This window comes from Ancrocorticia sp. (genome assembly GCF_052089425.1).
Classification (GTDB): domain Bacteria; phylum Actinomycetota; class Actinomycetes; order Actinomycetales; family Actinomycetaceae; genus Ancrocorticia.
In genome coordinates, this window is the sequence record NZ_JBQCZW010000002.1 from 101,471 (window position 1) to 126,150 (window position 24,680).

Below are 24,680 nucleotides of genomic sequence, written 5' to 3' on the forward strand. Positions count from 1 at the left end.
CCGGACAGCGCATCCATGTGTTCCATCTTGTTGTTTCCGTGAACAATCAGGAAACCAGGCCAGCCAATGACGAGGGCTAGGACGATGATCAGAACGATGGGCCATTTGCGGCGCTTTTTCCGGGGGCGTCGCGAAGCGGGTGGCCCTGCCGGTGGCTGTTGCTGGTGCGGGGGTTCGGATGGGCGTTGGGGTGGCTGCTCTGGCTCTTGCTGCCCCGAACCCGCGGGCGCGTAACTCGGCGGTTGCTGAGTGCTGGCCGCGGCGGGCGATGTTCTGCGGCGGGGCCGTGGCTCAGAGCTTGGCACATCTTCTGGCCGGAACACCTGTGTTCGGTCAGCTCGGGGCTGTTCGCCGTGTCCCACGTTTTCTGCGCCTTGGGCGGCGGGCCTGCGGCGCTTGTTCGTGGGTTTAAAAGATGGAGGTTGGGACATGTCCTACCCTTGTGCGTTGTCCTTGGTGCACACAGGTGCACTGCTCGTGGTTGAATCGGTCGAAGGCTCAGAGGTTTCTGTGCCGTCGGGTTCAGGGGCTTCGGTCGTGGGCTCAGGAGCTGTGCTTGCTTCAGCTGTTGGTTCGCCGGTGGCCTCGGAGCCAGCGGATTTGGGTTCCTCCACCGTTATTGTTGTGTTGCCCCACTCGTCTTCGCTGGTGGTGAAGGCCTGATCTGCGCTGAGTGCATCCCACAGGACATCGGACTGCGCGTTGGGTGTGACGCGATTTCCCGCCCAATCGAATGGTGTGGTGACGAACTGGATGTTGTCCATCTTGATGCTACGCAGGGAGTTTGCCAGCCCGCCCAAGGTTGGGATATCGCCAAGCCCCTTGCTTGTGTCGAGGTTAGCGGTAGCGGCGTCCAATACCTTGTACAGGGAGGGCATGTTTGTCAGCAGGTTCTTGCTGAGAACTTCGTTCATCATGGCAGTGACCAGCTCTTGCTGGCGGCCAATGCGGCTGATATCGGAGCCGTCCCCGAGAGTCTTGCGGGCGCGGGCGAGTCCAAGTGCCTGCTGGCCATCGAGAAGGCGGCATCCTGCGGGAACCTGAAGCTTGGCTTCTTTATCGTCAATTGCTTCCTCAAAATACATCGGAACGCCTCCAATGGCGTTGACGATGTCCTGGAAGGAACTGAAGTTGAGCACTACGTAGCCGTCCAGTTTGATGCCCGTCATGTTTTCCACTGTTTTCATGGAGCAGGCAGCCGCTGACGGAACGTCACCGGACTGTCCTCCATAGGAGAAAGCGGCATTAAACATGGCCTGTGAAGAGCCTGAGGTTTCGAACGTCTCATCCAGATCCTCGCCCGTACGGACGGTACATGTGGGGATCTCTACGAGGAGGTCGCGCGGGATGGAGACAACGTCAATCCGCTTCCGGTCCTCGCTGATATGGAACAGCATCGTGGTATCGGCTCTCATGCCGTCTACATCGCCGCCAATGTCCTGTCCCTCGCGGGTATCTGAGCCGAGGACGAGGATGTTGAGAGGCCGCCCCTCGTTCTGATCGATTGGTGGGGCAGTTTCGTCCCCGCCCAAAAGATCGCTCACATCTGTTTGGTTGATGTTGCTTTGAAGGCTGTAATACCCAATGGCAAGCGCCGAGCTTATCGTGAGCAGGAAGGCAAGGAGCATGAGCAGGAGGGCGCGCCCGATGTGGCGTGGCGACTTTCCTGCAATGAGATGCGCTTCCGCGCGGCCAGTTTTACTCACGCCCTACATCATACGGGTAGGAGCTTTTTCGTCACCTATTTTTATGGGGAGATTCTCAAATCCACATGGAAGATTCTCAGGTTTCTGAGCGCACCCATGCGCGAATCAGAAGATCTGACGCACCCTTGGAAGAGGAATAGGCAGAGGACGGAATGTAGGGTTCACAGGGCCGGAAGCGGCGATCTTCACCAATCTGAAGGTCCCCGTACACCTCGTCAGTGGTGATGAACAGGGTCCGCACCAGATCGCCGCGATCAATTGAAGGGGCCAATGCCAGCCAATTAGTACCCAACCGCCTTAACACCGTATTCCGCTTGCTTCTTCGTGAATCCCTCATAGATAAGCTGATCGATTAGGCCCTTGCGAGAGAAGCTCATGTAATCGAGATACTCTCGTGCGCACTTAGCCGCCTGCTTGTTCCAGTTCGGGGATATGTAGTCAACGGCGAAGGTAGCGTTGGCCGTGGAATAACCCTCAAACTTCAGCTGGTCGATGAGCCCAGATCGAGAGAAGGCCATGAAGTCCAGATAGTCCCTGGCACTCCCGATCGCGTTCTTTTGGCCCATTGAGAGCGTGGCCCGCTTGGCGGTCTTTGAAGCCGAGGTCTTGGAGGCTGTCTTGTAGCCCGCCTTCGAGCCGGTGACCTTCACCGAGATCCTCTTGTTAGCGTCGGCCGCCTTGAGCTTGTAGGTGGGTTTGGTTGCCTTAGAGATGGCCTTGCCGTTGCGGTACCACTGGTACTTGAATGAGGTTCCCTTAGTCCATGTGCCCTTCTTCACGGTCAGGGTCTTACCGACCTTGGCGGTCCCGGAAATCTTCGGTGTCCCCTTCTTCAAGGCGAGCTTGGCAACCGCCTTGGTCTTCGCGGATGTTGCCGAGGCCGTTGTGTAGCTAGCCTTCGAACCCGTGACCTTCACGCTGAGCTTCTTACCGCCATCAGCGGGCTGCAGCTTGTAGGTAGGCTTTGTTGCCTTAGAGATGGCCTTGCCGTTGCGGTACCACTGGTACTTGAGGGAGGTGCCCTTGGTCCATATGCCCGGCTTGGCCGTCAGGGTCTTGCCCACTTTGGCGGTGCCGGAAATCTTCGGTGTGGCCTTCGTCAGCGCCAGCTTTGGCACTGCCTTCGTGCTGGCGGACGTCTTTGAGGTAGTGGTGTAGCCGGTCTTCGCCCCGGTCACCTGAACCGAGATCTTCTTGCCTGCATCGGCGGTCGTCAACGTATAGGTGGCGTTCGTCGCCCCTGAGATCGTCTTTCCATCTGCGAACCACTGATATGTGGGAGTTACTCCCTCAGTCCAGGTACCTATTTTGGCGGTCAGATTGTTGCCCACCTTGAGCGTGCCGGAAATTGTCGGTGTGGCCGCGACAAGGGTGCCAGCCGTGACCGGGCTGGTGGCGTTCGACGATACCGAGGTGTCCTGATAGCCGTCCTTATATCCAGTGGCCACGACAGAAATGACGGAGTCCAGATCTTCGGAAACCACAGTGTAGGTGGTTGAGTTAGTTCCGGCGATTGGGATGTCTCCTCGGAACCACTGATAATCCACGCCGTCGGCCACGGGCACGAAACTTGATGCCCGAGCATGTGAGACGGTTAGGACATCACCCACCTGTGCGCTCGTTTGGATGCCCGGATGTGGCGCCTGCAGGGTGGGAGTCTCGCTGAGTCCCGGTTCCGACGGTAGCTCCTCATCGGCATATGCCGGGATGGCAGAGAAACCCGAGAGGGCTAAGAGAGTTGCGATAATGAGGCTGATTAGCTTTGTAACGTGGCTCACTTCTTTGTCCAGTGCCCCGCCAAAGCGCGCGTCCGTATTCATGTTTTCCTCACAAGTCTCAGCCCCGGCTCCGTCACTCGGGGGCTACAATGATGGCTTGATCATACTGCGCCGGAGTGGACGGGACAATCACTTAGATAAGTGATCTAGAGCAAGTTTTCGCGGCGCTCGCGCCTACAGCTTTTCGCCGCCTTCTTCCCGATTCAGCCAGAGCAAAATCGCGGAGAGGGAGTGGGCATCGCGAACTTCGCCGCCACTGACCATCTGGAGGACCTCAGTCTGAGTAAACCACCGTGATTCCTCGATTTCGTGATCGCCAGACTGTGCTTCCTGCGATGCGTCCACCTCGCAGAGCACCACGGCCACGGGTTGGGGATAAATGGACGAGTCCAGTACGTATTCGCCCAGCTTGGTCGCGCGCCCAGTAGCGAGCCCAGTTTCTTCCAGTAGCTCCCGGCGCCCCGCTTGGACGCCGGAGTCGCCGGGCTGCTCGGAGTCCGCGGCCTCTCCCGCACCGCGGGGCAGTTCCCAGAGGTCGGTTCCTACCGCGTTCCGGTGGCTTCGAACCAAGAGTAAGTTGTCGTGCTTTATGGCGACGACGACGGCGCCCACCCTCCCATCCGACGTCACCAGCCGGTGATGAAGGTATCGGTTGCCAGCCCCGTTGGTTCGCTCAACCACCTCCAGCCTGACGGGAAGGCCGTCGCGGGAGCTGTAGACGGACCTAAAGGACTCCTCGGGCGTTGTCATGACTCGCTCCTGCCGTGGTGAAGGATCAGCTCTGCTCCCGGGTCTCTTCGGAGCAGAGATATGAGATCGCGGATCTCGTCGAATGGAAGTGCACTGAGAAGCAGGAGGGCAAGGAAGACGAGAATGACAGGGCCGTTGATTGCCGCGATGTCGACAGCCCCATGTACTCCAGCGCTCCCAGAATGAAGGCGGCAATGGCAGCTATGACCTTGGCCCATGCGCTTCTCAGTACCTGACCCCTCGTGGGTATCGACGATACTTGAGTTGCCTGATAGGCAAGGCTGCGTACTGCGCCCCACCGTCGGCGTTCCTCAAAAATACTGTAGGACCCACGCAGATGTTCGCGCTGGTCGGCTGTGGCATCCATGGCGAGGCCCATGCTGGCGGGATTCGATTCGTGCGCCCAAGTTAGGAGCTTCTGGGGGAGGTGCAGCGAATCGTCATTGTGACCCGTGTCCAGCGGCTGGGTTTCGGGGGCCTCGAAGCTTAGCCAGTCCGCGTCCGCTCTCTTGGCGATCGCCCGAAGGTAGAGATCGTTCCACCAGCGGAACACATTCTTCTGATCGGCCGCGTTGAGACTGCCCTCATTGATGAGCTTGATGGCCTTCCGTCGTGTCTTTTCGTTCTCGAGTGCGGTGAAGAGCTCCCTGTGGGGCGAATCGACCGCGGGCCTAGCTGTATCCGTTGGAAGCTCGAATTCCCCAGATTGCGTTACGTAGTGAATCAGTCCTCGCTGCTCGAAGCTGATCCACTCTTGCCAGCGATCCCTGACCCACTGTGGCGCCTGATTCCCGGTGGTCACCGCCTCCAGAGACCACGGAAAATCTGGGTTATCTACTCGTTCTTTCAATGCGCTCGTCAGCGAATCAGACGTGCCGGTCAGGACGAGGGGAAACTCACTATCCCGGGCCCCGAGCTCCCTCAGCACCCCCTCCGGACCGAGGGTCATGAAGTAGGTGCCGTCAAGGAGCATGACGTCCGTAACAAGCACGGCCTCCGAAATCAGGCGGCCAGTGCGTAGCATGCCGCTGAGCTGGGCCGTCGCCAGCTCCGGGTCGGTAGCGTACCGCTCCGCTTGAGCCATGGAATCGAGTTCGGCGATGAGGATGCGGCTGGCGAGGTGCCCTGCTGTCCGTGTGTACATGGAGAAATTATAGTTGGGTGGAGTGGTAGGTGGAGGCACTATTGCGGCGCCGACGGACGAATAATGATTGTTCCAGTGCCGAAGATACGAGCGTGGTCGTTCTTGAGTTCACCACTCGCCGAGCACCGTACTTGGTGAGCTAACTCAACGGTGCAGCAAATTCTTGGCATGCATCCCACGTGGGGAGCAGTCCTGCCTGTGCTGCCTCATGGAGTCCGGGAGCTTCAGTGTCCTTCGGTGAGAGCAAGAGCTCAAGGGGCTGACCATCGCGTCCCTCCTTCGAGTAGGGAATTCCCACCTCTTCGCACAGGGGGTTAACACCGTGCTCGCGGCCCGGTGCATACTCTGCCGCGCACATGTAGGCGACGGTCGAGTTGTCCTCCAGCGCCACGAAAACGTGCCCGAGGCCTTCTAACAGGTAGATGGCACGGCGGTCCGTATTGTCAAGCAGAACGGAATCGTAGAGGCCAAACGTTGGTGAGCCCACACGGATATCCACGGCAAAATCTAGAACTGCGCCGCGCGGGGACGTTGCGAGATTGCGCGCGATGTCCACCACATCATTGTCGTAGAAATATAGGCTAGGTACGACGTAGCTTGATTGAGGCGTCAGAGGTTTCTCTTCGATGGAGACTGCGGTGAATTGCTCATCGAATTCCACGACTCCGTAGGCTGACGGATCAGAAACATGGTAGGCGAACACCGCACCGCCGTCAGGATTTACTTGGTGACGCAGTCGCGTACCCATCCCCGGGCCATAGAAAATGTTGTCACCAAGAACCAGTCCAGCTGGCTGATTGCCGATGAAGCTCTCGCCAATCACAAAGGCTTGCGCCAGACCGTTTGGCTCATGTTGTACAGCGAATTCGATGTTGATTCCGAACTGCGAGCCATTTCCGAGTAGCCGGTGAAATGCGGGGGCGTCCTCTGGTGTCGTGATCACGAGAACATCTTGTATGCCAGCCAGCATGAGCGTGGTGAGGGGATAGTAAATCATGGGCTTGTCATACACGGGCACCAACTGCTTGGAAATCCCTGATGTGATGGGATTAAGTCTGGTTCCAGAGCCGCCAGCTAGAATAATGCCACGCATAGAGCTTCTCACTTAATCCAATGAGCGATCGTTTCGCCGTCAATAGCAGCCACTTTGCTAGTTTCCGTGTAGCTAACAGCAACTGCCAATGATCCGCACTCAAGCTGCACGCCCACCCATTACACACATTCTGGCCCATTTCCCCTCTTTCACAGCCTTCAATTTCCAGAGTTGGACTATTTCTGGAGGACTTGGACATGGCATACCGTGTCCATATGCGTCATAACCTGTCCAGATGACGACGGGCTTGAGCGGCGGCAGGACGAGGGCGACGCGATTGAAAGGTGAGGGAGTGTAGCGGTTACCAGATGGGGCAGCGGCACTCGGGAACGGCCAGCTCGAGGTTTCCACAGAACGGCTTCGCGGGAGATTTATCCACAAGGTGCGAATCGCGCTCGCTATGACATTGCGGGCTCTGTCTCAATAGGTCCATGAGCATTACGTTGGATGATCTAGTGGTTTCCTCTGGCAGAGACGCCAGAGAACACCGCTACTGTCGAAACCCTGAGTTTATGAGAATAAGGCGCGGCGTGTATCTGCCAGCAGCGGCGATATCTGCCGGTGCTCCGCGGTGGGAGACTGCTCGCAAGATCACTCAAGCCCGTGCGGTGTCTCTCTCGGTATTCAAAAGTTCCGATTTTCCTCCTGTCTTGACAGCAGAAGCGGCATTGGCGCTCCATGATCTCACCTCGTGGCTCGAGACCACGGACATTGAATACCTCCGACCGGGCGCCCCTTGGCGCGGCAACGTGAAGAAGTTGCCAGCCATTGTGTGCAACGGGACCACCGTCGCAGCGGTTGCGGAGCGAAGGGTTCCGTCCTCTTCGATTACCGAAACGACGAAAGAAGTTGCCGGCATACTTACGCCACCTTTGTGGGCGATCGGGGTTGACAGTGCCCGGTTGCTCCATCCGATGGCTGGAGTGGTGGCGATGAGTTCCGTCCTGTCGAGGCTCACCGATTTTGACATGTATCGTCAACGACAGTCCCGCGATAGGGAGAAAAAACTCCGCACCAAAATTCTCGCCTATATCGACTCGTTGCCACCATTCCAAATGTCCCGGCAGACGCGAAAGATCGTGGAAATCGCTGACTCTGGGATGGATACACCCGGGGAAGGATATGTGCTATGGCTACTCCACTGCATTGTTCGCGATGCCGAAAATGGCTACTTCGCTACAGGTAGTGGGACGGCAGGCGCCACGCACATATTCACGCAGTTCGAGATCCGCGCCAACGGCAGCCGGTACTTTGCGGACATGGCTATTCCGGCGCATCGAGTGATTATTGAGTTTGACGGTGGCGAGAAGGTCAGCACTAGGCATGGACAGTACGAGTTTCTCAAACGTCAAGATGACCTGCGAATGGCCGGATGGAGTATGATCCGGATCAACATTTTTCAGTTGAAGGACCCTCTTGGGCTGGCAGATAATCTCAGAGTTCAGCTGCGAGACTGCGGTGTTCCCGTCGTGCCACTGTCTGGCTTACTGTGGAAGAAGATTCCCCAGTATCTTCTCAGCGAAGAGCGCAGACACTAGGGCGGAGATGGTTCCTCGAAGGGCGATGGCGGGCGTGTCCCGCCATCAACTATGTCTCGATGGGTTGCGAGCTCCTGCTGCGGCCAACGTATTTCGAGTTGGACTACTTATGTGCGACTTGGACATGGCATACCGCGTCCGTAGGCGTCATAACCTGTCCAAGGGGGGCTCGGCGAATGGCCGCTCGCCCCCACTAGCTGTTCCGATGTTTGCGGAACAGTTCTACTAGGGCGGGGCTTGGGTCGGGCGGCGAATCGAGTGCAGCTTCCAGAACGTCTAAGTCCGCGTCAGAGAGCCTGATAAGGGTTCCTTCAAGCAAGACCCCGCGAGCCTTTGCACTCGCTGCGTCCAAGATGAAAGAGGAAAGATCCTGCCCTGAAAGCGCTGCGGCCTCTTGGAGCTGTGCTTTGGTCTCCAAGCTTGCCCTAATCTCAATCCGGCTGTCTTTAGCGCTCGTCACCATGAGCTTGTCCCGCCCTTCTCAACTACTGTCCGTACAGTGTACACACACTACTAGCTGTTTCCTTCCTTATCAAGCGCCCCAGTCATGTCAGACATCGTTATGAACAGACGAGTTGGCTCTTTAGGAAAAGCCCTGAGCCCATACTTCGCATAGAAGCTCTTGGCCTCCTCGTTCAAGCAGTCCACGAGGAGGGCGGCGCTACCACTCAGTTGTGAGGCTGCAACCGAGATTCTCATCGCGTGAGTCAAGAGAAGGCCGCCGAACCCTTTCCCTTGGCGGTCCGATGAAACTGCAAGTTGCGCGAGAAGTGTTGCTGGAAGCGGGTACTTCCAATTCTTCCGGCGAATATGAGAAGCCTCGTCTGGTCTGATTTGTGAGTTCTGAAGGGCGAAATACCCATATATCTCACGGGATTCTGCTGTTCCGTTAACGAGCAAGTGGGTGCGAGTTTCATTTCGCTTCTCACTCTGGCCAGCGATTCGCGTCAGCCACTCGTCGAGTTGAGGTTCTCCGCAACAAAAACTCCGATAGTCGTATGCCTTGGCCATGTACGGTACAAGGACTGGTGAGTCGTCATTCATGAAAAGAGCATACTGAGGCACTCCACCACAAAATGGGGGCCTCGGGTCAGTTCTTCTTAACTCGCCAAATGGGGCTGGCGGCCCGAAAATTGGGCTGGTGCCCGAAGTTTCTGTGCTCCCTGCCGCCAACGTAATTCGAGTTGGACTACTTATGTGCGACTTGGACATGGCATACCGCGTCCATCGGCGTCATAACCTGTCCATGGGAAGCTTGGCGCTCTCCGCACCTTCAGCTTTCGCCACCGTGGTGGGGTCCGAATCGTCAGCAACAACAACGAGCGACCCGCGCCCGAGCTGCCATGCCGCCGCGGCGACCATGCGGACAGGGTCGCGAGCGGCATCGCCCACAAGAGCCAAACGTGGGCCATCAGGTGCCAGCACCCCCGCAGCTTCCCATTGAGCGAAGTTCCCGGCCGCGTGCCGCGAATCGTCCATGAGCTGATCGGGAGAGCCCATCACCTCGGCGCTGCCGTCGAAGGTGCCAGCTGGCAGCGGCGCGCCCGTCCACGAAAGGGCGAGTGGGCCGAGATCTAGCGCAATAACAGCGGCGTCTCCTGCAGTTCCGGCAGTTACGCCAGGTGCCTGAGCGCTCGCGGGATTCGACGTCACTATGGCATCGGCGGATGTAGCCGATCCGATGAGCTGGCGATCTACAGGGAAACTCGCCGTGTGACCAGAGGCCGCCGCACCACGAGCAGTACCATCCGTGCCCGCACAATCACCGCCCTCGCCGCCGCCAACCGTCACCTTCAGCCCTGCCAACATCGCGCCGAGCCCCCACAGGCACGTTTTCCAGTGAGCAGGCAGATCGAGCACCAGCGATGCCCCTTCGTCTAGCCACACCTCGTCGGCAAGATATCCGGCGATCTTCGCCATATGATTGGCGGCCACCTTGGCGGACAACTCCATGCGTCCATCGTCCCCATACCAAGTGAGGGCGGGCTGGGTGCCGCGAGCCACGAGTGCGTTGTATAGATCCAGTGCGCTCGTCATGTAGTGCCTCCCCGCTCCTAGCAGCCCTGTCATTGAATCTGAGCGGCGATGTCCGGCCGCCCGAGAATCTCGATACAGAAGGCCGCCGCCTCCTTGGTTCCAGCACCCGCATAGTTTCGTGCGTGCACGAGATCATCGGTGTAAAGCTTTGTGCCGTCGCTGTGTTGTGGGGCGGGGCTAGGGCGCCCGCCGTCGTCGTCGAACCCAAAATAGAATCCACCCGCGCGCTGGACCAAGAGCAAACCGGCGGCCACATCCCATGGATTCGTGCCCCGGTTGTAGGCGGCCAATAGGTGCCCGGCGGCAACGTCGGCCAGCTCAAGCGCTGTGGAACCGGGGCGGCGGACGGAGCGGACGGAGCGCACAAGCCGCAAGAATGCCTGCGCATCGGACTCATCCCCAAGCCGCGAGGAGGGGTAGGACGTGGCGAATACTCCGCGCTTGATGGGCACCTCCAAGGCGCGCATGGCCACCCCGTTGCGGTAGGCGCCCGTTTCATCGGCGTGATAGGTGATGCCGGTGGTGGGCTGGTGAATCACGGCGGCGATGATCTCGCGCCCGCGCGCGGCGGCAATGGATACGCACCAGTGATCAATCCCGCTGGCGAAGTTGGAGGTGCCATCGATCGGATCCACGTACCACACCACATCGTTGGAGCCGGGTTCACTCGGCGTTCCACTCGCGGTCAGAAGCTCTGAGGATTCTTCGGCAACGATCAGCGAATCGGGTGCACCTGCGAAGATCACATCCGCGATCTGCGCCTGCGATGCCTTGTCATGAACCGTCACAACATCGTGGAAATCGGCCTTGTATTCCACGGCTCCCGGATTCTCGAACGCATCAACCAGATAGGAGGACACCGCGTGGGCGGCCTGTTCGGCAATGTCGGCGAGCTGGATCGAAGTGGTCATGGTTCCATGGTCCCACGAAGTGATTGGGAGGCTGGGTGCCCTTGCCCACAGAATGAGATGGGCGTGGCGCTTCTCGGCGCGTCGCAGCGCGTGAAGAGGGCGCCCGGACCCGGCCACGATCCGCGTGAATACGCTGGTTTGGGCGGATTCTCATCGATGGTAGGGCGGCGGGTGGTAGCTGGGAGGAAACTGAGTGAAAGAGTAAATCTATCGCTTATGTCTTGACTTTGGTGAATGACACGCGTGTAATTTTGGGAGACAATCCACCTGAGTAGCGAGGAGAACAACGATGCCAACTCTGCCTGAGTGGACCCCCTCAGAAGAGGCACACGATCTCAGCCGCGAGGATGCGCAGCAGTTCATGCTGGGCATCTTTGATCTAGGTTACGGCACCGCCTCCGGGGAGGAACTGGCATGGCAAGATTTCGCGCTGTGTGCGGAAACCGATCCCGATATCTTTTTCCCTGAAAAGGGCGGGTCAACAACGCCGGCTACCAGCGTGTGTTCACAGTGCTTGGTTCAGGCCGAATGCTTGGAGTACGCCATTTCTCACGATATTCGTCACGGCATCTGGGGCGGAATGTCCGATAATGATCGCCGCCGCCTCTCCCGCGAACGCCGGCGCGTGAGCGGTATGGGCGCATAGCTCGTTGGCCCGCGAACACGGGGACCTCGAGCCCTTGGGAGAAGCCGATTGGCTTCCCGTTGCTTCCGCGAGCCTGGATACGTATTCCGGGGAGAACGCGGCGCGGCCTAGTCCCGTTGATGATAAGAACGACGACGACGGCGAAGAACCATTCCCCTCTTCCCTAAAAAGCGACTGCGTGGCCGTGTTGGTGACGTACGCCGATAACCCGCGGCTCGCCCGCGTCCTACGTTCCGTTGCCTCTCAAACCCTTCGGCCATCGCGTGTGGACGTGCTGGTGGCTGGCGATGGTGGTGCTGCTGGCGAGGGTGCTGGCCGTGGTGATGTGGAATCCGTTCGCGAGGCCGTGGGGAGCCATTTCGCCGAATCCGGGATTGCTTACACGGTGGAAGCAACCGGGGCCGCTACCTTCTCTGCGGCCGTACAGAGTGCCCTTGGAACTGAGGGTCATGGCGGCGCTCCCGCGTCTGCGGGTGCAGCTGATCCCGAGGCTCCGGCCGGTAACGAGGCAGCTGGTGCGGAGTTGGCCGACGCTGAGTTGGCCGATGCCGAGACAACGGATACTGAGGCAACAGAGACATGGGTGTGGCTGTTGCACGGAGACGTGGCTCCCGATCCGGATTGCCTCGAATGGCTGGTTCGCCGCGCCTCGCCAAGTTCGAAGATTGGTGCCGTCGGGCCCAAACAGGTGAGCTGGGAGAACCGGGCAGGGCTGCTTGAAGTCGGCATCCGTGCAACACGTTCAGGGCGCCGTGTACCCGAAATTGGTAAGGGTGATCGTGATCAGGGCCAGCTGGATGGGCGTGAAGACGTTCTTGGAGTTGGCAGCGCCGGCATGCTCGTGCGGCGCGAGGCACTTGGGGCGATAGGCGGGCTTGATCCCGCTCTTGGACCATTTGGCGATGGGCTGGAAACATCCCGGCGGATGTGGGCTGGCGGGTGGCGCGTGGCAGTGGTGCCGCGTGCCGTTGTGCGTCATGCTCAGGAATCGATGAGCCGGCCGGCGCGAAGCACCTTTGCGGCGCGGCGGTCAGCTCAGCTCTACAACGCGGTGATTGCCGCTCCGCTTCTTGCCGTGCCTTTCCTGTGGGTGGCCTACATTATTGCGGCGCCACTGCGCTCCCTCGTGCGGCTGGCGATGAAAGAACCGCATATGGCCTGGCCCGAGCTGTTGGGCGGCCTGCGTTTCGCTGCCAAGACGGCGGATATGGCGCGTGGGCGCCGCAGATTGACGAAGGCCACCAAGGTCTCCCACTCCGTGCTTCGGACGCTCGAGGATTCTGGGCAGGACGTGCGTCAGGCTCAAAGGGCCGAACGGAAAGCCCTGCGCGACGCGGCGGAGATGGCTACCATGCCGGACCCGCTGGTGCTTGCCGAACAACGCCAGCTGCGCCGGCGCACTCACACGTGGGGCCTTGCAACGTTCATCGTTGCCGTTCTGGTTGCTGCGGCTGGCTTGCTCCAGCAAGTCGGACGTGGCGCATTGGCAGGCGGAGCGCTTCTGTCCGATGGGGCGGGCATCCGGGAACTGGCCTCGATGGCCGCCTCCGGGTGGTTGCCCAGCGGCGATGGCGTCAACGGTCCCATCGATGCCCTATGGCTGGTGCTCTCCCCGTTCGTAGCTCTCAGCCAGCCCTTCGGCGGATCGCTCGGCGCCGTTGCCACGGCCATTATTCTGCTGGGAGTTCCGCTCGCCGCCATGGCGGCATACCGTGCTGCTGGCACGTTCACCGCCTCTCCGCAGCTGCGATGTGCGGCAGGGCTGCTGTGGGCGTTTGCTCCTTCACTGCTTGGCGCCGTCCATGTTGGACAGGTGGCCGGGGTTGTATGGCATGTTCTCGCTCCTTTGGCTCTGTCCCTTGTGGTCAGGTGCTGGCGCGAGCGTTCCGCGGCCCTCGTTGGGCGGGCCTCGCTTGTTCTTGCCGTGATGTGCGCGGCAGCGCCGCTGACCTTAGTAGTTCTCCTTGGCGTGATTGTTGCGGCAGTTCTGCGCCGCCGGTGGGGATGGTTGTGGATTCCCGTGCCGGCCGTGGTGCTCATGGCTCCCTCATTCATTGCCGCTGGCAGCTGGCGCTTCCTCTTCTCCGTGCCTGGCGCGGCGGTTTCAAGCCAGCCCTCACAGCTGGGGATCCTCACTCTCTCGCCCACGCTAGAAGAAGGTACCGTGGCCGGGCTGAGCGAACCTCAGCTTCTGACAGCCGCCGGATTTGTCCTCGTGCTGGCGGTGGGCGTCCTGTGCCTGTTCCGCAACCATCGGCGCGCGTGGATTCGGTGGGGATGGATCGCCATCGCCGCCGGGTATCTGTGGGCGCTGGCCGATTCGCGGATTTCTACCGCTGTGAGCACCTCCGGTGGCACGCTCACCCCGATGAGCCCGTGGGCGGGCATCGCACTATCAGGCGCCACGCTTGGCCTGTGGATAGTGTTGATCAACGCCGGTGACGGCATGCGTGCCGTCCTGCGTCAGTATTCGTTCGGCCTGCGCCAGCTCGGGGCCGGGCTGATCGTGGCAGCAGTCGCGGTGGGAGCCATTGCCCCTGCAGGCCTGTGGGCAGTGAACAATGTGCGCAACGGTGAGCTCGCGACCGCCGAGGCTTCCATTCCCGCCATCGCGGGTACGGAGCAGCGGAGCGGTGCGCGCTCGCGAGTCCTCATGCTGGAGCCGGGCGCCGAGGGTATCGAAGCCCGCGTGCTGCGCGGCGATGGCACCCAGCTGTACGAAACATCCATGATCAGCGGGATTCAGGATGTAGATGCCCTTGGGGCAGATACCTCAGCAGCGGATGCGCGAGGGGACTTGGCTGCCGGTATCGCCGATATCAGCGGTGGTGGCAGCGAGGCGGCACAGATCTTCGGCGATCACGCGATTTCGATGATTGTTGTGCCTCAGGATGAGGGCAACTCTGCGCGGCCCGCTCTGGTGGGTGAGCTCAGCAGCTTGGGCGGTCTCGAGTATGTCACGGAGAACGCGATCGGTGCCTTCTGGCGCGTGAGCACGGGGTCCGATGCGGGGGCATCCGCCGTGTCACGGCTGAGAATCACGGAGCCCGCGCAACCTGCGGAAATGGATCTGGACTCGGGCGATGAGGTGGCCGATGAAGAGGCTGACGACGAGGAAGCTGACGCCGAAGAAGCCGACGAATCTACACAAACGGATGAGCCCACGGACATTGCTCTGGAATCAGGCATTATCGGGGCCCAGCTTCAGGTGAAGGCCGGGCCCGAAGGACGCCTCCTAGTTCTCGCTGAGCGTGCCGATTCTGGATGGCGCGCCACTCTGGACGGCGAACCGCTCACGCCCGTTACGCACGGCTGGCGCCAAGCATGGGAGCTTCCTAACGATGGCGGCGAATTGGCAATTGGCCATGGCCCATCCATTCCGTGGCCGGGCATCCTTCAGGTGACAGTGATAGGTATCGCGGTGATCGTGGCTTTGCCGTTGAAGCGGAAGAGGTATGAATCGTGAGGTCGTTTGTCACGGGTGCTGGAGCGTTGGCGCTGTGCGTGATCGCGGGCGGGGCGGTTGTGCTGAGCGCCCCAGAACCCGCCGGTCCCCAGCTTGCCCCACAAATTGATGAGGGGCAGGCTGCCGCATCGATCCTGTGCGGCGGCGGATTTGAACGCACGCTCGAAGAGGGCATCGATGTGGAGGAGATCGATGAGGACGTCTCCCTCACCTCGTGGGCGTTTGCCGATCCGGCTGGCGCCGAGCTGACGTCTGGTGACGACACCACGCCGCTTGACGGATCGCCATCGTACTGGAACGAATCGAGTGAACTGACCGGCACACTGAGTGCTGAGGATGGCAGTGCTACAGAGCCAACTGAGGACGGCGCCGAGGAAACCTCCGAAGACGCCACTGAGGACGGTGCCGATGGGGTGCACATGGCCGCCTCCACCGTCCACATCGCTATGGCTGGGGACACACGCGGTATGGCCGCAAGCCCGTGCGTCCGCAGCTCCGCTGACACATGGCTTGTTGGCTCCACGAGTGATGTAGGAACGTCCAATCAGCTAGTGATCACTAATCCTGGCCAAACGTCTGTCACCGTCAATCTTGAAGCCTTTGGATCTGTTGGCCGGCTGGATCTGGGATCCAACGCCACGGTGGCCGTACCTCCAGCCAGCACGGAACGCGTGGATCTTGATGGCGTGATACCGGGTGATTCCCGTATCGCCCTGCATGCCACCACCGCATCGGGCGCCGTGGGCGTATCGCTGCAACAAAACACTCTGGATGGGGCCACTCCCGGAGGCGTCAGCTTCATCACCGGATCGGCAACAGCTGAGTCCTTAGTGATACCCGGGGTTGGTCTATCCGCCGGGGGAGGCACGCCCTCGCCCGTGCTGCGGATCGTTAACCCGGGCTCCGATGCAGCAACGGTTGGAGTCTCCTTAACTGGCGAAGAAGGAAGTACAGAGCTGCCGGGCGGCTCCGATGTGACGGTGGCTCCCGGATCTGTTCTTGATCTCTCCCTAGACGGCGTAGATCCGGGCGATTACGCGGTGAACGTTTCGGCGTACACGGCCGTTGCCGCGGGTGTGCAGCTGACCGCTATCGATGAGGAGAGCGGCGCTCGCGATATTGCGTGGGCCGCCGCGTCTGAGAGTTACACAAACGCCACGGTAATGTATGGCAATGTGCCGGCCACGCTCGGAATCGTGGGGGCCTCGGACACCCCTGTCAGCGTGGATGTCACGCCAATCATGGAGGATGGAACCCCGGGCGAACCCGAAACCGTTCAGGCTGAATCCGGCGCCTATGCCGCGTTCAGTATGCCGGATGATTCCGTGGGCGTTGTGATCGAATCGGAGGAGCCCGTCAGGGCAGCCATCCGGGCTCAGCCCGCGTTGGCCGATGGCGCTGGCATCGATTGGGTCCCTCTCACCAGCTTCGAATCCTCGCAGAGCACCCAGCGCATTGCCCTGAGCAACTAGCTGCTCCCTGATCGTTATCCTCGAAGATTCACAGGGAAATTTGCAGGTTTTATCGGCACAATTCGAGGGGCCACTGGGCCTAGGCACACGTATCTGTCCGGGGTAGCCTAGCCCCTATGCCGAAGTCTCTCGTGATAACCGATGAACTCCTTGCTGCGCTGTACGATCACAACATTCTCCCCAAGTTCAACTCTGCACCTCCCGATAAGGGCAGGTACGGATGGATGCACGCTGGTGACGTCCTCACGTTTCACCAGTCTGTGACCATTGAGGAAAACGTGGGCATCTACGGCGGCGCCTATAAGGGCTTCCCGGGTGGCCTCAAAAGCCACGGCTTTGCGAGTGTCGGATCATTTACCTACAGCTTCTCCGCCCTTCCTGAGCCGCTGACGGTGGGCAGATACTGTTCGATTTCCAAGGGGCTCGGGTTCCTCGATTCGGCGCATCCCCTCGATACGCTCACAAGCTCCGCGGCAATGTTCCGCCCGAACAACCAGCTGTTCTCCACGGTCCAAACTGAAGAAGTTCGCGCGTTTTCGAAGGGCTTCTCCGTCACGCCGCCCGCCTTCCCAGTGATCGGCAATGACGTCTGGATCGGTGCAAACGTCACGCTCGCACCCAAGATCACGATCGGAACCGGGGCGGTTATCGCCGCAGACTCGGTGGTAACGAAAGACGTGGCGCCATATGAGATTGTTGGTGGCAATCCTGCCAAACACATCCGGATGCGCTTTCCAGAGGAGAGGGTCCAGGCTCTACTCGAATCGCAGTGGTGGGAGTATGAACCCTCTCAGGTGTTCTCCAACGATCCACGCGATATTGACAGCATCCTTGAGAGAATTGATGCGGGGCACATCGATCGCTACGAGCCGCGATCCATCACGCTAGATCCACAGGATCCGGCGCTACAGCCAAAGCCTGCTGGCTCGAAGCCCAATAGCACCCGCTCGAAGCCAAGGACCGTCGGCCAGAAGATTGCGAAGAAGATCCTGCGCAGGGCACGGAACAGCTGGGGCGGAGATCGCTACCGCAGATAATCGATATCTTCGGGATGGCGCCCAAGCGCGGAGGCCAACTGGCCGGTGACGATATCGTGGATGAACAACCGCGGATCGCCCGCGCGGGAGGCCGCTGCAAGGATGGGCATACGGTAGAACACGATGCGGCCGGTGATTTTGGCGGGGCGCTCGAACGGGATGTAACGGGCAAGGGGCACGCCGTCCTCCCACGGGGCGGGATCATATTCGGGCACATCCAGCACGCCGAAGTCCAGATGCTTCATCTTCGCCCCAAGGTGGGCGCGGTAGGTTGCCAGATCGTAGCCGATCAAATCATCGAACTTATCGGCCCGGGTGCGCGCGGCGGGAAGAGCGCCGGGAATCACCGGGCCGCGCAGGCCACGGCCATGGCGATCGCGCCGCTTGCCGTGGCCCCTCATGGGTGGCAACTGAGACATGTTCCCAGCCTAGCCTGAACCTGCCTGATGGTACGGTTGACTACTGTGAGTCATGTTCGCGAATGTTCCCGGCTGCACTGCCATGAGGCGGCAGTGGCAACGATGACGTACGGCTATGAGGATGCAACAGCAGTCCTAGGGCCGCTTTCCCCAACGGCAGAACCCGGCGCGCTTGATCTGTGTGCATCACACGCTCATTCGGTCACGGTTCCGCGCGGGTGGTCCATGGTCCGCCTCGTCACGGAGTTTGAGCCGGCGCCGCCATCGGATGCAGATTTGCAGACCCTCGTGCGCGAGATCCGCAAAGCCGCCACACGCGATGTTCCTGAGCCCAGCCGGCCGGCCCGCGGCATCTTCCGAACTGATTCAGACGTCCCTGACCATCGTGGCAAGCTTGCGATGGTGCCTGCGGGATCGGAGGCCTCGTCGTCGTCGCCGTCCTCTCCACTTTCTTCAGCACCAACTACGGATTCCGCGGTCTAATCCCCGAAATCTCCCACGTTCGAATCTCATTACGGGCGCTGCGCTCGGCAAAAATCGTGCGGGCGTGAGAATATGGATACCATGAGCACTCGCATTCTCGTTGTGGACGATGATCCAGCCATCTCGGAGATGGTCGCAATCCTTCTTGAATCAGAGGGATATGACGTGACGGTGTGCGCCAACGGTTCCAGTGTGCTGGCGCTGTTCCGTGCCGAACGCCCAGATCTTGTGCTGCTGGACGTGATGCTGCCCGGGCTTGATGGCGTGAGCGTATGCAAGCAGCTCCGCGAGGAATCTGATGTTCCCATCATTATGATGAGCGCACGCACCGATTCACTTGATGTGATCGGCGGCCTCGAAGCCGGCGCGGATGATTACGTGACCAAGCCGTTCGAGAACTCCGTGCTGCTGGCGCGTGTCAAGGCCCGCTTGCGCCGCCAAGAGCCCGAATCTGAGACCCTGCGGATCGCCGATCTGACCGTGGATCTCAAAGGCCATCAGGTGCTGCGCGGCGGCGAAGATTTGAAGCTGACGCCGCTTGAGTTCGATCTTATTTCGGTGCTCGCCCGCAAGCCGTGGCAGGTGTTTTCCCGCGAGGAGCTGCTGGAACAAGTGTGGGGATACCGGCATAATTCCGCTGATACGCGGCTCGTGAACGTTCATATCCAGCGCCTTCGCTCTAAGGTGGAGAAGGATCCGGATCATCCGGAAGTTGTGGTGACCATCCGCGGCGTTGGCTACCGTGCGGGAGCCGTCCAAGAGTGAAACGCTCGGGGGGTAACTATCATCGCCGGGCGGGGGTGGCTGACCTTCTTCGTCACCGGCTTGAATCGCTGGGGATGTGGTGGCGGGCTTCCCTCACGGTCCGGGTGGTGTCCCTTGTCATGGCGGCCGGTGTTGTTGCTATGTTGGCCGCCGGCACGGTGATCGTTTCGCAGGTTCGATCGCAGTTGTTTGAACGTGAAGTGACCACCGCCGTTGATCTGTTTGAGGCCTCGCGCTCCAACGCGCAAACCACCTTTGATGCCATGGGTTCACCCACGGTTGGCGAGATTCAGGATGAGGCCAACGCCATCGTCCAAGCCCAGTACGATCCCATTCGCGCCGTCATGGGTGCAGCGATGATGCGCGCACCGGACCAGAGCGAATCCGCGTTGCCGATCCTTGAGCCCTATACGCAATCCTCAGTGGCGATTCGCGATCTCATCTCACCGGAGCTACGAACGGCGATCCCCAATTCTGAAGGGATTCACTGGCAATCCGTCGCCCTTCCCAACTCCAGTGGCGGCACCAGCCCGGGGATCGTGGTGGGTGCGCCGCTCAACGTTCAGGGCGCTGGCACTTACGAATACTACGTGGCCTACTCGTTCGAGCAGCAGGAAGGCACCGTCCGCCTGGTCACCGGGATTTTGACGGCGGGGGCCGTGGTGCTCGTTTTCCTCCTCGCGTTGATTGCGTGGTTGGTTGTGGGCATGGTGTTGCGCCCGGTTCAGGAGGCTTCAAGGAACGCCCAGAGGTTGGCCGATGGCGCGTTCGATGCGCGCATGGTTGTTCGGGGCGACGACGAATTGGCCCACCTAGCAGAATCCTTCAACCAAATGGCGGAATCGATATCTGATCAAGTCGGGCGGCTGGAGCGGATGTCTGCCGTTCAGCAAGAGTTCGTTTCCGCCGTGTCCCACGAGCTGCGCTCTCCTGTGACCACCATTCGTATGGCCGGGCAGCTGATCTATGACAAGCGCGCTGATTTGCCGCCCGCGCTGCGGCGTAGTGCTGAACTCCAGCACGGCCAGCTCATCAATTTGGATACGATGCTTTCCGATCTGCTGGAGATCTCGCGATTCGATGCCGGCGCCATGGTGCTGGCCACCGAGCAGGCGGATCTGGCCAAACTGGTCCACACCGTTGTGGAATCTCAGGAACCGTTGGCCGAATCCAATGGTGTGGCCGTGCACATCCGCAGCGAGGGTGACGTCACTGCCAGCGTTGAACCGCGCCGCGTGGAGCGCATTATCCGTAACCTTGTGGTCAACGCTCTGGAGCATGCCGAATGCCGGCCCGTCCTCATCCGCATCGTTGGAGGAAACAACGCAGTATCCGTTGAAGTGTCCGATCATGGCGTTGGCCTGACGGACGAACAGGCCTCCCACGTATTCGATCGCTTCTGGCGCGCCGATACCTCCCGCGTCCGTAAGTCCGGTGGCACCGGTTTGGGCCTGACCATCGCCCGTGAGGATGCCATGCTGCACGGCGGGCGGTTGCAGTGTTCGGGAACTCTGGGGGTGGGCTCCACCTTCCTCCTCACCTTGCCGCGCGAGCCGCGCATGAAGATCGTTTCTCCCGTGGCGCTTCGCGTTGCCGCCGAACAGGAGGACTGGGACAAACTCGATGATCCCGAGCTGGATGATGGGCACGTGGCGCAGGCCGAGGATGCTGAGGGCGCGGGGATAGAGGCCGCGGAGCTAGAGGCACCGGAAGGTGGCGAGACGGAACGTGGCAAGAATGGCTCGCGACCCGAGGAGGACGATCATGCGTAGATTCCGCCTACTTGCTCTTCTCGTGGCAGCAGTGCTGGTTGTTTCCGGCTGTTCGAGCCTGCCGCGTTCGGGCGACGTCCACACCGTGAATCCCTCGGGTGGAGTGGACTCCAACGTGGGGCTCGTGGGGCAGCCGCCCGCAGAAGATGCCACCCCGGAGGAGATTGTTCTGGGCTTCTTGATTGCCTCTCGCGCGGGAGTTGAGGATAACTTCGCCGTGGCACGGCAGTATCTCTTGTCCGCAACCTCCGCCGAATGGGATCCGTTCGCGCAGGTCAGAGTGTATCCGGACAGCCAGTCCATCCAGACCAGTAGAACCTCAACCGGCGCAGTCCGGGCAAAAGTCGGATCACTGGGCACCCTTGCCTCCGATGGCACCTATACCGAATCACTCAACGAAGCTGTCACTATCTCTGATTTCTCCTTGGCGCGTGATAGCGATGGGCAGTGGCGGATCGCCAACCTTGATGACGGGGTGCTGCTATCCGAGCACACCTTCTTCAGCCAGCTCTACACGGAAACTCCGGTGTACTTCCTCTCATGGGATCAGCAGACGCTTGTGGCGGACCTGCGCTGGTTCCCGCGCCAAGAGGCGGCAACCCGCGCCGTCAACGCCCTGATTGCCGGGCCTTCGCCGTGGTTGGCGGAGGGCCTGACGTCCTCTATTCCAACGGACACGAAACTCGTGCGGCCTGTGAACGTTGAGGATTCTGTGGCCACCGTTGAGCTATCTGGCAACGTGCTCTCACTGTCCGAATCTGAACGCGCGAATGTGACCGAGCAGATCACCCAAACTGTCATGGCCGCCGAATCCGTGCAAGATGTGGAAGTGACCGCGCAGGGGACTCCGCTTGTTGACAACGATGCGGTTAACCTGTCCGATTATCCCTATGGCTCCTACGGGATTTCCCTGCTGAGCGGTGGCGATCCCGCGGTGGAAGTCAATGGGGAACCCGTTGGGGTTTCCGGCCTGGATATGAGCGATGCGGGCCTTGAGGGCCTTGCCGTGAGCTATTCATCGGATGATCCGCTGTACGCCTCGATTGGTGATGACGGGGATTCGCTGTACGTCATGGATCCGAGCGCAGAGTCATACAACGTGGTGGCCACCGGATCTGATCTTGTTGAGCCCTCCTTCGATAAGGACGGGTTTGTGTGGACAGGAGACCGCTCGAATGAGGGCGGTCTGACGGCCTTCGCGACGCGCTTCGAGGGACCCGAGGAGAACGCGACGAACCCTGTGGCTGCACCGTGGCTTGAGGGGATGACCGTGCGCAACATCGCTGTGTCCCGTGACGGATCGCGGATCGTTGTGGTGGCGGATACAGGCGGCGAGACGGCCATGTTCTCCGCCGGAATTGTGCGTAACGCCGATGACGCTCCCATCTCTCTGTCCGAACCTATTCGGGTGGGCCAGCGCCTGACCGGTGTTTCTTCCGTTGCGTGGATCGGTCCCACAGAACTTGTGGTACTCGGCCGCACATCGGCCGGAAGCGATACCAGCCTGTACTCGGTCAAGGTTGGTGGCCCCACCACCCGCCTTGCCTCGCTCCAAGGCACGAACACGGCGTCAATGACAGCTGGGCGCGGCGAACAGTCGGTTGTGATCCTCACCGATACCGGCACAGTCATGGGACGGTCCGGCGGCGCGTGGCGGAACATCACCACGTCAGTTGACGCGGTGGCGTTCCCCGGTTAACAAAACCGCCCCGTATCCCCAAACAACCCATCTACCCAAGCCCCGCCGTATCCCCAGATTGCGGGCTGTGGATAGCCGCGGCTGTGCGCGCACAGTGTGGCGGACCATGGGCAAATGTTCATATCCGGGAGACAGCCAATCAGTCATTCGCGTGCCGACGAGGAGGGCTCTTCCGCCGCGAGCGCCGCAAGGCCGAGCGTGTGGGAGGCACTGGCGGATGTGGCTTTCCCACGATGGTGCCCGGGATGCGGGCAATGGGACTGTTTCCTGTGCGAGAAGTGTGCAGCGGCGTTCGAATATGGGACGGAACGTGTTGATGAGCGAGCACCGTACGTGCAGCTGGTTGTTCCAACAGGGCGGAAGCTCGCGGGGCTCGTGCGGCCCGGTGATGCTCTGAGTTGGTTTCCGATATATGCACTAGCCGAATATTCCGGTGCCGCGCGCAACGTCATCGTCTCGTGGAAGCACACAGTCAACGGTGGTCTCACGGGCGAACTCCAGCGCATTGTCCGTGAGCAGTGCGGGCTGGTGTTCCTAGGTGAGGAAGGGATCGCCGGATCGATGCCGGAGCTGACATCCACCTCCGTGGTGCCGGCCCCCTCTCGCGGGCGCAAGCACAAAGGCTTGTTCGTGGCGGGACACATTGCCGCCGGCGTGGCCGAGGGAATCGGCGCACGTGTAGATGATGTGCTGCGGGTGAGACGGTCGAAGGCTACTGGCAGGTTGCAGGGCAGGGGAGCTAAATCGCGGGGCATCTATGCGGTGAGACGCCCGCACGCAGAGCACGTGATCCTGGTGGACGATGTGCTCACCAGCGGAGCAACGCTCGCGGGGTGCGCTCGCGCCGTGGAGGAATGCGGCCGTCATGTTGTTGCCGCGATTGTGCTGGCAGCGGCACCTGATCCGCGCCATTCATTACCACACGAGCGTGCTTCGTACCACATTGCCGAGCCCTGAAAACTGCCTGAGCGCTTATGGCTGAAGATTCGGAAGTTTCAGTGTGAGTGCACTAACATTAGAGAAAGATTCAAGGCAGCAAGCCTAGGTGCTTGTTCCTCTCCTATAGGGGGTGATCGTCTCAAGCATGCGTGAGAAGCAATGCAAGCTAGATTTAACCTACGCCTGAGGAGGGCATCGTGGAGATCATTGTTAAGGGTCGGAACGCTGAAGTGTCTGACCGGTTCCGCGGCCACGTTGAAGACAAGCTCCAAAAGATCGAGCAGTTTGCGCCACGTGCACAGCGTGTGGATGTTGAGCTCACACATGAGCCAAATCCCGCCCAAGCCGAAACTGCCAAGCGAATAGAGATCACGATCCGAGACAAAGGACCAGTGATCCGCGCGGAGGCCTCTGCTTCCGATTCTTATGGGGCGCTAGATCTTGCTATGGGGAAGCTCATTGAGCGGTTGCGCCGTGCGCGTGACCGGAAGAAGGAGCATCCCGTGAAGTCCCGTGTTGCAACGCCACTCACGCTAACCCCGGAGGATGTGAACGTGCCTACAGAAGCTCCCAAAGATGAAGACGAGCCACGCATCCCTACCACTCCAGGTGAAGCCGTGGAAACCCAGTTGGGTGACTCGCCAGTGGTTGTGCGCCAGAAGCTTTACGAGGCTGCGCCAATGTCCGTGGATCAGGCTCTCTACGAAATGGAACTGGTAGGCCACCCGTTCTACCTGTTTATTGATGATGAAACCAAGCAACCCTGCGCCGTATATCACCGTCACGGGTGGACGTATGGCGTGATCCGTTTGGATGCCACAGTAGGCGAGTAATCGATCGAGGTTGAGGGGCAGTCGTGAGTGATCACTACTGCCCCTCACGCATGTCCTCGTGGTTATGTCGTGTGTAGGGCGAGGGTTAGCTTGTGCCGCGAGAGTTAGCTCGCTGTCCGAACTCTCGTAGGATGTTCGAACCCTCGCTGGTTGTGGTGGGGGCCGCGTGAAGCGCCCAATAGCGGCAATTGG

Annotated in this window: 21 protein-coding genes and 2 pseudogenes; 11 read left to right on the plus strand and 12 right to left on the minus strand. The window is 60.3% G+C overall.

The window, feature by feature from the left end:
- The 7 genes and pseudogenes from ACTHV6_RS01275 to ACTHV6_RS01305 form a co-directional block, all read right to left on the minus strand.
- Nucleotides 1–431, minus strand: a pseudogene (locus ACTHV6_RS01275) (hypothetical protein); the annotation flags it as partial.
- Nucleotides 432–434: 3 nt separating this feature from the next.
- Nucleotides 435–1,706 carry an LCP family protein gene (locus ACTHV6_RS01280; RefSeq protein ID WP_441385453.1) on the minus strand — a complete coding sequence of 424 codons (1,272 nt, stop codon included), beginning with the start codon at nucleotides 1,704–1,706 and terminating at the stop codon, nucleotides 435–437.
- Nucleotides 1,707–1,791: 85 nt separating this feature from the next.
- Nucleotides 1,792–2,043: pseudogene (locus tag ACTHV6_RS01285) on the minus strand (NAD-dependent epimerase/dehydratase family protein); the annotation flags it as partial.
- Nucleotides 1,988–3,526 carry an Ltp family lipoprotein gene (locus ACTHV6_RS01290; protein WP_441385454.1) on the minus strand — a complete coding sequence of 513 codons (1,539 nt, stop codon included), beginning with the start codon at nucleotides 3,524–3,526 and terminating at the stop codon, nucleotides 1,988–1,990. The pseudogene ACTHV6_RS01285 and the gene ACTHV6_RS01290, both read right to left, overlap by 56 nt.
- Nucleotides 3,527–3,658: 132 nt before the next feature.
- Nucleotides 3,659–4,234, minus strand: coding sequence for an NUDIX hydrolase (locus ACTHV6_RS01295; RefSeq protein WP_441385455.1), 576 nt, complete (start codon nucleotides 4,232–4,234; stop codon nucleotides 3,659–3,661).
- Nucleotides 4,235–4,259: 25 nt separating this feature from the next.
- Complete coding sequence (locus ACTHV6_RS01300; RefSeq protein WP_441385456.1) at nucleotides 4,260–5,378, minus strand: hypothetical protein; 1,119 nt, start codon at nucleotides 5,376–5,378, stop codon at nucleotides 4,260–4,262.
- Between the two features lie 139 nt (nucleotides 5,379–5,517).
- Entirely contained in the window at nucleotides 5,518–6,471 is a 954-nt protein-coding gene (locus ACTHV6_RS01305; protein WP_441385457.1) for a sugar phosphate nucleotidyltransferase, read from the minus strand.
- Nucleotides 6,472–6,983: 512 nt separating this feature from the next.
- Here ACTHV6_RS01305 and ACTHV6_RS01310 point away from each other — a divergent pair.
- Entirely contained in the window at nucleotides 6,984–8,009 is a 1,026-nt protein-coding gene (locus tag ACTHV6_RS01310) for a hypothetical protein (protein ID WP_441385458.1), read from the plus strand.
- Nucleotides 8,010–8,202: 193 nt separating this feature from the next.
- Here the strand turns inward: ACTHV6_RS01310 and ACTHV6_RS01315 are convergent, their stop codons facing one another.
- The 4 genes from ACTHV6_RS01315 to ACTHV6_RS01330 form a co-directional block, all read right to left on the minus strand.
- A complete protein-coding gene (locus tag ACTHV6_RS01315; RefSeq protein WP_441385459.1) occupies nucleotides 8,203–8,472 on the minus strand; it encodes a type II toxin-antitoxin system TacA family antitoxin in 270 nt (89 codons plus the stop codon).
- Nucleotides 8,473–8,522: 50 nt separating this feature from the next.
- Entirely contained in the window at nucleotides 8,523–9,053 is a 531-nt protein-coding gene (locus ACTHV6_RS01320) for a GNAT family N-acetyltransferase (protein WP_441385460.1), read from the minus strand.
- 189 nt (nucleotides 9,054–9,242) lie between these two features.
- Nucleotides 9,243–10,046, minus strand: coding sequence for a TIGR03089 family protein (locus tag ACTHV6_RS01325; RefSeq protein ID WP_441385461.1), 804 nt, complete (start codon nucleotides 10,044–10,046; stop codon nucleotides 9,243–9,245).
- Between the two features lie 29 nt (nucleotides 10,047–10,075).
- On the minus strand, nucleotides 10,076–10,957 hold the full coding sequence (locus ACTHV6_RS01330; RefSeq protein WP_441385462.1) for an inositol monophosphatase family protein: 882 nt from the start codon (nucleotides 10,955–10,957) through the stop codon (nucleotides 10,076–10,078).
- Between the two features lie 361 nt (nucleotides 10,958–11,318).
- Between ACTHV6_RS01330 and ACTHV6_RS01335 the strand changes: the two genes are divergently transcribed.
- The 4 genes from ACTHV6_RS01335 to ACTHV6_RS01350 all read left to right on the plus strand — a co-directional run bounded on the left by ACTHV6_RS01335 (nucleotide 11,319) and on the right by ACTHV6_RS01350 (nucleotide 17,578).
- On the plus strand, nucleotides 11,319–11,603 hold the full coding sequence (locus ACTHV6_RS01335) for a WhiB family transcriptional regulator (protein ID WP_441385542.1): 285 nt from the start codon (nucleotides 11,319–11,321) through the stop codon (nucleotides 11,601–11,603).
- Nucleotides 11,604–11,607: 4 nt separating this feature from the next.
- Complete coding sequence (locus tag ACTHV6_RS01340) at nucleotides 11,608–15,069, plus strand: glycosyltransferase (RefSeq protein WP_441385463.1); 3,462 nt, start codon at nucleotides 11,608–11,610, stop codon at nucleotides 15,067–15,069.
- Nucleotides 15,066–16,541 (plus strand): DUF5719 family protein, encoded by a 1,476-nt coding sequence (locus ACTHV6_RS01345; protein ID WP_441385464.1) that lies wholly within the window; start codon nucleotides 15,066–15,068, stop codon nucleotides 16,539–16,541. Before ACTHV6_RS01340 ends, ACTHV6_RS01345 begins: the two co-directional genes overlap by 4 nt.
- A 116-nt stretch (nucleotides 16,542–16,657) precedes the next feature.
- A complete protein-coding gene (locus ACTHV6_RS01350) occupies nucleotides 16,658–17,578 on the plus strand; it encodes a CatB-related O-acetyltransferase (RefSeq protein WP_441385465.1) in 921 nt (306 codons plus the stop codon).
- On the opposite strand, the gene ACTHV6_RS01355 is transcribed toward ACTHV6_RS01350, so the two are convergent.
- Nucleotides 17,566–17,997, minus strand: coding sequence for a metallopeptidase family protein (locus tag ACTHV6_RS01355; RefSeq protein WP_441385466.1), 432 nt, complete (start codon nucleotides 17,995–17,997; stop codon nucleotides 17,566–17,568). The genes ACTHV6_RS01350 and ACTHV6_RS01355 overlap by 13 nt on opposite strands.
- A 45-nt stretch (nucleotides 17,998–18,042) precedes the next feature.
- Here ACTHV6_RS01355 and ACTHV6_RS01360 point away from each other — a divergent pair, with 45 nt between their 5' ends.
- The 6 genes from ACTHV6_RS01360 to hpf all read left to right on the plus strand — a co-directional run bounded on the left by ACTHV6_RS01360 (nucleotide 18,043) and on the right by hpf (nucleotide 24,488).
- Nucleotides 18,043–18,480: a DUF3499 domain-containing protein gene (locus ACTHV6_RS01360; protein WP_441385467.1), complete on the plus strand. Its 438-nt coding sequence runs from the start codon at nucleotides 18,043–18,045 to the stop codon at nucleotides 18,478–18,480.
- A gap of 81 nt (nucleotides 18,481–18,561) precedes the next feature.
- Complete coding sequence (gene mtrA, locus ACTHV6_RS01365) at nucleotides 18,562–19,245, plus strand: MtrAB system response regulator MtrA (protein WP_441385468.1); 684 nt, start codon at nucleotides 18,562–18,564, stop codon at nucleotides 19,243–19,245.
- A gap of 35 nt (nucleotides 19,246–19,280) precedes the next feature.
- Nucleotides 19,281–21,017, plus strand: coding sequence for an MtrAB system histidine kinase MtrB (gene mtrB, locus ACTHV6_RS01370; protein ID WP_441385469.1), 1,737 nt, complete (start codon nucleotides 19,281–19,283; stop codon nucleotides 21,015–21,017).
- Entirely contained in the window at nucleotides 21,010–22,716 is a 1,707-nt protein-coding gene (locus tag ACTHV6_RS01375; RefSeq protein WP_441385470.1) for an LpqB family beta-propeller domain-containing protein, read from the plus strand. Before mtrB ends, ACTHV6_RS01375 begins: the two co-directional genes overlap by 8 nt.
- 219 nt (nucleotides 22,717–22,935) lie before the next feature.
- Nucleotides 22,936–23,673 (plus strand): ComF family protein, encoded by a 738-nt coding sequence (locus tag ACTHV6_RS01380; protein ID WP_441385471.1) that lies wholly within the window; start codon nucleotides 22,936–22,938, stop codon nucleotides 23,671–23,673.
- A 179-nt stretch (nucleotides 23,674–23,852) separates the two neighbouring features.
- Entirely contained in the window at nucleotides 23,853–24,488 is a 636-nt protein-coding gene (hpf, locus tag ACTHV6_RS01385) for a ribosome hibernation-promoting factor, HPF/YfiA family (RefSeq protein ID WP_441385472.1), read from the plus strand.
- Nucleotides 24,489–24,680: the final 192 nt, after the last annotated feature.